Genomic DNA, 6,182 nt, shown 5'->3' with positions numbered 1-6,182 from the left:
GGCGGCCGACCGCACCGGCCACGCCATGCTGCACACCATGTACGGCCAGAGCCTGGCGCACGACACCGAGTTCTTCATCGAGTACTTCGCCCTCGACCTCATCATGGACGAAGGCGTCTGCCGGGGCGTCACGGCGTGGAAGCTGGACGACGGCACCTTGCACCGCTTCCAGGCCCAGCTCGTGATCCTGGCCACCGGCGGCTACGGCCGGGCCTACTTCTCGGCCACCTCGGCCCACACCTGCACCGGCGACGGCGGCGGGATGATCCTGCGGGCGGGCCTGCCGCTGCAGGACATGGAGTTCGTGCAGTTCCACCCGACCGGCATCTACGGTTCGGGCTGCCTCATCACCGAGGGCGCCCGCGGCGAGGGCGGCTATCTCACCAACTCCGAGGGCGAGCGCTTCATGGAGCGCTATGCGCCCACCGTGAAGGACCTGGCGCCGCGCGACATGGTGAGCCGGGCCATGACCATGGAGATCCGCGAGGGCCGCGGGGTGGGTCCGAAGAAGGACCACATCTTCCTGCACCTCGACCACCTGGACCCGAAGATCCTGGCCGAGCGGCTGCCCGGCATCTCGGAGAGCGCCAAGATCTTCGCCGGCGTCGACGTGACGAAGGAGCCGATCCCGGTGCTGCCGACGGTGCACTACAACATGGGCGGCATCCCCACGAACTTCTACTCCGAGGTGGTGACCAAGGCGGGCGAGGACCCCGACAAGGTGGTGCCCGGCCTGATGGCCGTGGGCGAGGCGGCGTGCGTGAGCGTGCACGGCGCCAACCGCCTGGGCTCGAACTCGCTGATCGACCTGGTGGTGTTCGGCCGCTCGGCGGCCCTGCGCGCAGCCGACACGGTCAAGGCCGGGGCGACCCAGCCCGAGCTGAAGCCCGCCATGACCGACGGCCACCTGGCCCGCCTGGACCGCTTCCGCAACGCCGACGGCGGCACCTCCACGGCGGCGCTGCGTCTGGAAATGCAGATGGCGATGCAGGAGGACGCCGCCGTTTACCGCACCTCCGACGCCCTGAAGTCCGGGGTCGAGCGGATGAAGGCGGTGAACGCCAAGCGTCCCGACCTGAAGGTCTCGGACCGCTCCATGATCTGGAATTCCGACCTCATGGAGACCCTGGAACTCGACAACCTGATCGGCCAGGCGCTGGTCACGGTGGTCGGCGCCGAGAACCGCACCGAAAGCCGCGGCGCCCACGCGCACGAGGACTTCCCCGAACGCGACGACGCCAACTGGATGAAGCACACGCTGGCCTGGCTCGACGACGCGACTGGCGCGGTGAAGATCGATTTCCGCCCGGTGCACGACTACACCATGACCAACGAGATCGCCCCGTTCCCGCCCAAGGCGCGGGTCTACTAGGCCGGAAGGACAGCAACGCAGATGGTCCAGCTCACCCTTCCCAAGAACTCGAAAGTCACGGGCGGCAAGCACCACCCCGCGCCGGCCGGCGCGGGCAAGGTGAAGACCTTCAAGGTCTATCGCTACGATCCCGACAACGGCCAGAACCCGCGCTGGGACACGTACGACGTGGACATCAGCCAGTGCGGCCCGATGGTCCTGGACGTCCTGATCCACATCAAGAACACGATGGATCCGACGCTCACCTTCCGGCGCTCGTGCCGCGAGGGGATCTGCGGGTCGTGCGCGATGAACATCGCCGGGCGCAACACGCTGGCGTGCATCCACGGCCACGAGGACTGCCCGTCGGGCACGGTGGCGATCAGCCCCCTGCCCCACATGCCGGTGGTCAAGGACTTGGTGCCGGACCTGACGCTGTTCTACGCGCAGTACGCCTCGGTCGAGCCCTGGCTCCACACCGAGACGCCCGAACCGCAGAAGGAATGGCGCCAGTCGCCGGAGGACCGCGAGAAGCTGGACGGCCTCTACGAGTGCATCCTCTGCGCCTGCTGCTCGACCTCGTGCCCCAGCTACTGGTGGAACCAGGAGAAGTACCTGGGGCCGGCGGCCCTGCTGCACGCCTACCGCTGGATCATCGACTCCCGCGACGAGGCCACGGGCGAGCGGCTGGACGACCTGGAAGACCCCTTCAAGCTCTACCGCTGCCACACCATCATGAACTGCGCCCAGGTGTGCCCCAAGGGCCTGAACCCGGCCAAGGCCATCGCCGAGATCAAGAAGAAGCTGGTCGACCGGGTGGTGTGATGCGGGGCGCGGCGGTCGGCGACGGCCGCCACCTACACCAAGCTCCGCACTTGACGGCTTTTCCGTAAAAGCTGTATTTTGGGCTGAACTTCTCCGCTCTCGGAACAGACCGAGGGGGTATTGCTCGGCACGGGCCGAGCTTGGAGGCGTAGGTGACCCATCTGACCGACGCTGAGCGCAGCGTCACCTCCAAGGAGGCGCAACGCCATTGGAAGGACGTGACCGACAAGGCGCTGCGCGCGCCGGTGGTGATCACGTCGCACGGCCGCCCGCGGCACGTGCTCATGGCTTACGAGGACTATGCGCGCCTGCGGCGCCAGACGCGCCAGGCCTACAACACCGCAAATATCCCTGCGGATGTGGCGGAGGACCTCCTGGGGGGGCTGGCCGACCTCGCGGCGCCACGCGGGGCGGCTCGTGATGGCGACCCCATCGTCGACTGAACCGCAGCCGCCCCAGCTTGGACCCCGGCCCGGCGACGTCATCGAGTTCGCCTTTCTGTGGAGCCACGAGGCCGCCCGCGGACAGGTGGAGGCCGCGAAGGACCGTCGGTGCGTGGTCGTGCGCCTGCTGGAGGGCGGCGCGCGGGTGGCCGTCGTCCCCATCACCAGCGCGGAGCCGGCCCACGCATTCAAGGTGGCGCTCACAGCCGGGACGCTGGGGCTGACGCGGCCGAGTTGGATCGTGGCGAACGAGATCAACATCACCGAGTGGCCGGGACACGACCTGCGTCCCGCGTCCGCGCCGGTCGGCGCCTTCTGGCGGTATGGAGCGCTCTCGGACCGTCGACTCGCCGAACTGGCCGATGTTCTTGGCCGGGCGCTGAGGTCGAGGGGCGCGACGCTCACCCCGCGTACCTGACGCGCCGCCACTCACGCGGCTTCCCAGGGTGGCTGGGTTTCGAGTTCCCTGCAGGGCGCCGGCTTGACTGCTAGCGTGTGGAGGCAGGCGCGGTTAAGGAAAGGCGCTGTTCCAGTCTCGCCCCATGCCCTCCATGTTCGTTCGCAAGACGCCGCTCACGGCCGGCTTGGCGCTGAGCGGCCTGCTGCTGGTCGGCCTCCTGCTGGCCGGGTGTGCGACGCTGCCCGAGGCGCGGGCGGTGGATTGCTCGGGAATCGCCATGCCGGATGTCGCCGTTTCGGCGGACGGGCGGACGGCGAGCACGACGCTGGACGTGCTGACCTACAACATCGAGGGCCTGGGCTGGCCGGCGCGGCGGGGGCGGGCGTCGGAGCTGGCCGAGATCGGGGCGCGGCTGTCGGCGCTGCGGGCGGCGGGCCAGGGACCCGACGTGGTGCTGTTCCAGGAGGTGTTCTCGAAGGCGGCGGTGGGCGCGGTGGACGCCGCCGGCTATCCGGCCCAGACGGCGGGGCCGGGACGGCGCTCGCGGCGCGATCTGCCCGCGGCCGGCTCGACGGGCCGGCGGAACTGGATCCGGGGGGAGCTGGGCCTCAGATTCACCACCGGCGGGCTGGCGATCTCCAGCCGCTATCCCATCGTGGAGGCCGAGGGCGAGCCGTTCAGCCGGCGCGGCTGCGCCGGCCTGGACTGCCTCAGCAACAAGGGCGCGCTGTTCGCCCGCATCGCGGTGCCCGGCGCCCCGGCGCCGGTGGACGTGTTCAACACCCACATGAACTCGCGCAAGGCCTCGCGGGCGCCGCGGGGACGCACGGCGGCGGCGCACGCGATCCAGGCGGTGGAGCTGTCGGCTTTCATGGCCGTGCGGCGCAATCCGGACCATGCGGCGGTGCTGGGCGGCGACTTCAACATGCGGGGCTCGGACGCGCGCTTCGAGATCTTCGATTTCCTGCTGCCGCTCACCCTGGTGCACCGCTACTGCGTCGAGGCGCCGGAACAGTGCGCGGTGAAGGCCTCGTGGGACGGCGACGAACCCTGGATGGACACCCAGGACCTGCAGCTCTTCGAGGATGGCCGGCGCATGACGATCCGGCCCATTCGGGTGGAGACGATGTTCGACGGGCGGCCCGACAGCCCCGCGCTCTCGGACCACGACGCCCTGCGGGTGGTCTACGAACTGAGCTGGCCGGCCGAACTCACGGCGCCGGCAGGGTCGTCGTGCCGGGCCGGAACAGGGCTTCCAGGCCGGCGATGACGTCCTCGATCAGTTCGGGATCGCGCGCCGGCCCCGCGAGGGAGGCGGCGCCGTGCGCCGCGGCCCAGACCGCCAGGGTGATCTTGTCCACGGGCGGGTCGCGGCGCCCCAGGGCCTCGGCGACCTCCACGACCGTGCGGCGCAGAACCGAGAGCACCTCGGCGCGCGCGTCGACCACCTTGGGCAGATCAGCGACCTCGGGATCGAACATCAGGGCGAACATCGCCGGCTCGCGACCGGCGAAGCCGAAGTAGCCGGTGGCCCAGGCGCGCAGGCGCACGCCCTCCGCCACCGCGCGATCGCCCTGGTCCAGCGACCGGCGCAGCTCGCCGAAGCCGATGGCCGCCAGGTCGCCCAGCAGCGCCGCCTTGCTCTCGTAGTGGTGGTACATCGAGCCGGTGGTGATCCCGGCCCGCGCCGCCAGGGCGCGCAGGTTGAACTGCTTGAGGTCGCCCTCCTCCAGCATCGCCCGCGCCTCGCGGATCAGGCGGCTGGGCAGGTCGCCCACGTGATAGCGGCGTCCGAGGGACATCGGGGCAGTTTAGGCCGACTGCGCGCCGTGGCTAGGGCGCGCAGCCGCCCGAGCGAAACGTCAGGTCCGCGTCGGGATGATCACCGGCAGGGTCTCGTAGCCCTTCACGAAGACCGAGTGCGTGCGCTCGGGTTCGCGGAGCAGGCGCACTTCGGGGAAGCGCTTGAGGATCTCTTCCCAGATGATGGTGAGCTGAAGCTCGGCCAGGCGGTTGCCGACGCAGCGGTGGATGCCGAAGCCGAACGACAGGTGATTCCGCGGCCGCTCGCGATCGATGATGTAGGCGTTCGGGTTCTCGATCTGGGCGTCGTCGCGATTGCCGGAGACGTACCACATCACCACCCGGTCGCCGGCCTTGATGGTCTTGCCGCCCAGTTCGAAGTCGCTGGTCGCGGTGCGGGCCATGTGGGCCAGAGGCGTCTGCCAGCGGATGGTCTCGGACACCATCGAGGTGACCAGCGAGGGATCGGCTCGCAGCTTGTCATACTGGTCCGGGTTCTTGTTGAGCGCGTAGACCGAGCCCGAGATGGTGTTCCGCGTGGTGTCGTTGCCGCCGATGATCAGCAGCACCACGTTCGAATGATAGTCGTGGACGTTGAGGTTCCGCGTCGCCTCGGCGTGGGCCATCATCGAGACCAGATCGAACTTCGGCGGGGCGTCGACCCGCTCGGCCCAGAGCTCGTCGAAGGCGGCGAAGCAGGCGTCGGCCTGCTCGCGCTTGTGTTCCCAGCTCTTCGCCGGGCCGTGGCCGGGGGCGTTGGTGAACATGTCGGACCAGAAGGTCAGGTCGCGGCGACGCTCCTGGGGATAGTCGAAGAGCGTGGCCAGGGTCATGGCCGTCAGCTCCTTCGAGACCAGGTCGACCCAGTCGAATTCCCGACCGATGGGCAGGCCGTCCAGGATGGCGCCGGCGCGCTCGCGGATCAGGGGCGCCATCGCCGCCAGGTTCGCCGGCGCGACGGCGGGACTGACCGCCTTGCGCTGCACGTCGTGCCCGGGAGGGTCCATGCCGATGAAGCTGTTGCCGCGGGGCCGCTTGTCGCCCTCGATCTTGCCCTCGATCGTTTGAAGCACGATGCCGTCCGCCGAGGAAAACACCTGATGGTTCGTGTCCACCGTCATGATGTCGGCGTAGCGGGTGATCGACCAGAACCCGTCGAACTCGTCGTTCGGCGCCGACCAGTGGATCGGCGCCTCCTTCCGCAGACGATCGAACAGGGGCCACATGGCGTCGGCGGCGAAGAGGTCCGACTGGGCGGGGTTCAGCGCCTCGATCGGCAGGCTCCAGGCCTCGGCCGCCGCAGCCTGCTTCAGGTCGATGGAACCGTCGTCCATGGCTTTCCTCCCGGGCGCTGACGGCC

General features: G+C 69.5%; 7 protein-coding genes. 5 read left to right on the top strand and 2 right to left on the bottom strand.

Annotated features, from left to right (window positions below; genetic code table 11):
• From ABS78_RS13115 to ABS78_RS13095, 5 genes are all read left to right on the top strand, one after another.
• On the top strand, window positions 1-1,372 hold a 1,372-nt coding region (locus ABS78_RS13115), incomplete at its 5' end, for an FAD-binding protein (RefSeq protein ID WP_293379733.1).
• Between the two features lie 21 nt (window positions 1,373-1,393).
• A complete protein-coding gene (locus ABS78_RS13110) occupies window positions 1,394-2,176 on the top strand; it encodes a succinate dehydrogenase iron-sulfur subunit (protein ID WP_293379730.1) in 783 nt (260 codons plus the stop codon).
• A 152-nt stretch (window positions 2,177-2,328) separates the two neighbouring features.
• Entirely contained in the window at window positions 2,329-2,619 is a 291-nt protein-coding gene (locus ABS78_RS13105; protein ID WP_293379727.1) for a type II toxin-antitoxin system Phd/YefM family antitoxin, read from the top strand.
• Window positions 2,597-3,037: a hypothetical protein gene (locus ABS78_RS13100; protein WP_293379724.1), complete on the top strand. Its 441-nt coding sequence runs from the start codon at window positions 2,597-2,599 to the stop codon at window positions 3,035-3,037. Before ABS78_RS13105 ends, ABS78_RS13100 begins: the two co-directional genes overlap by 23 nt.
• A gap of 124 nt (window positions 3,038-3,161) precedes the next feature.
• Window positions 3,162-4,289: an endonuclease/exonuclease/phosphatase family protein gene (locus ABS78_RS13095; protein WP_293379721.1), complete on the top strand. Its 1,128-nt coding sequence runs from the start codon at window positions 3,162-3,164 to the stop codon at window positions 4,287-4,289.
• Here the strand turns inward: ABS78_RS13095 and ABS78_RS13090 are convergent.
• A complete protein-coding gene (locus tag ABS78_RS13090; RefSeq protein WP_293379718.1) occupies window positions 4,231-4,821 on the bottom strand; it encodes a TetR/AcrR family transcriptional regulator in 591 nt (196 codons plus the stop codon). The genes ABS78_RS13095 and ABS78_RS13090 overlap by 59 nt on opposite strands.
• 60 nt (window positions 4,822-4,881) lie before the next feature.
• Entirely contained in the window at window positions 4,882-6,156 is a 1,275-nt protein-coding gene (locus ABS78_RS13085; RefSeq protein WP_293379715.1) for a cytochrome P450, read from the bottom strand.
• Window positions 6,157-6,182: the final 26 nt, after the last annotated feature.

It is taken from the genome of Phenylobacterium sp. SCN 70-31 (genome assembly GCF_001724605.1).
Classification (GTDB): Bacteria; Pseudomonadota; Alphaproteobacteria; order Caulobacterales; family Caulobacteraceae; genus Phenylobacterium.
This window is presented reverse-complemented; position numbering and strand designations above follow the sequence as displayed.

Excerpts from the sequence above, each read along its gene's own strand:
- ABS78_RS13085 (WP_293379715.1), bottom strand. The coding sequence starts at position 6,156 with ATGGACGACGGTTCCATCGACCTGAAGCAGGCTGCGGCGGCCGAGGCC.
- ABS78_RS13100 (WP_293379724.1), top strand. The coding sequence starts at position 2,597 with ATGGCGACCCCATCGTCGACTGAACCGCAGCCGCCCCAGCTTGGACCC.
- ABS78_RS13110 (WP_293379730.1), top strand. The coding sequence starts at position 1,394 with ATGGTCCAGCTCACCCTTCCCAAGAACTCGAAAGTCACGGGCGGCAAG.
- ABS78_RS13090 (WP_293379718.1), bottom strand. The coding sequence starts at position 4,821 with ATGTCCCTCGGACGCCGCTATCACGTGGGCGACCTGCCCAGCCGCCTG.
- ABS78_RS13095 (WP_293379721.1), top strand. The coding sequence starts at position 3,162 with ATGCCCTCCATGTTCGTTCGCAAGACGCCGCTCACGGCCGGCTTGGCG.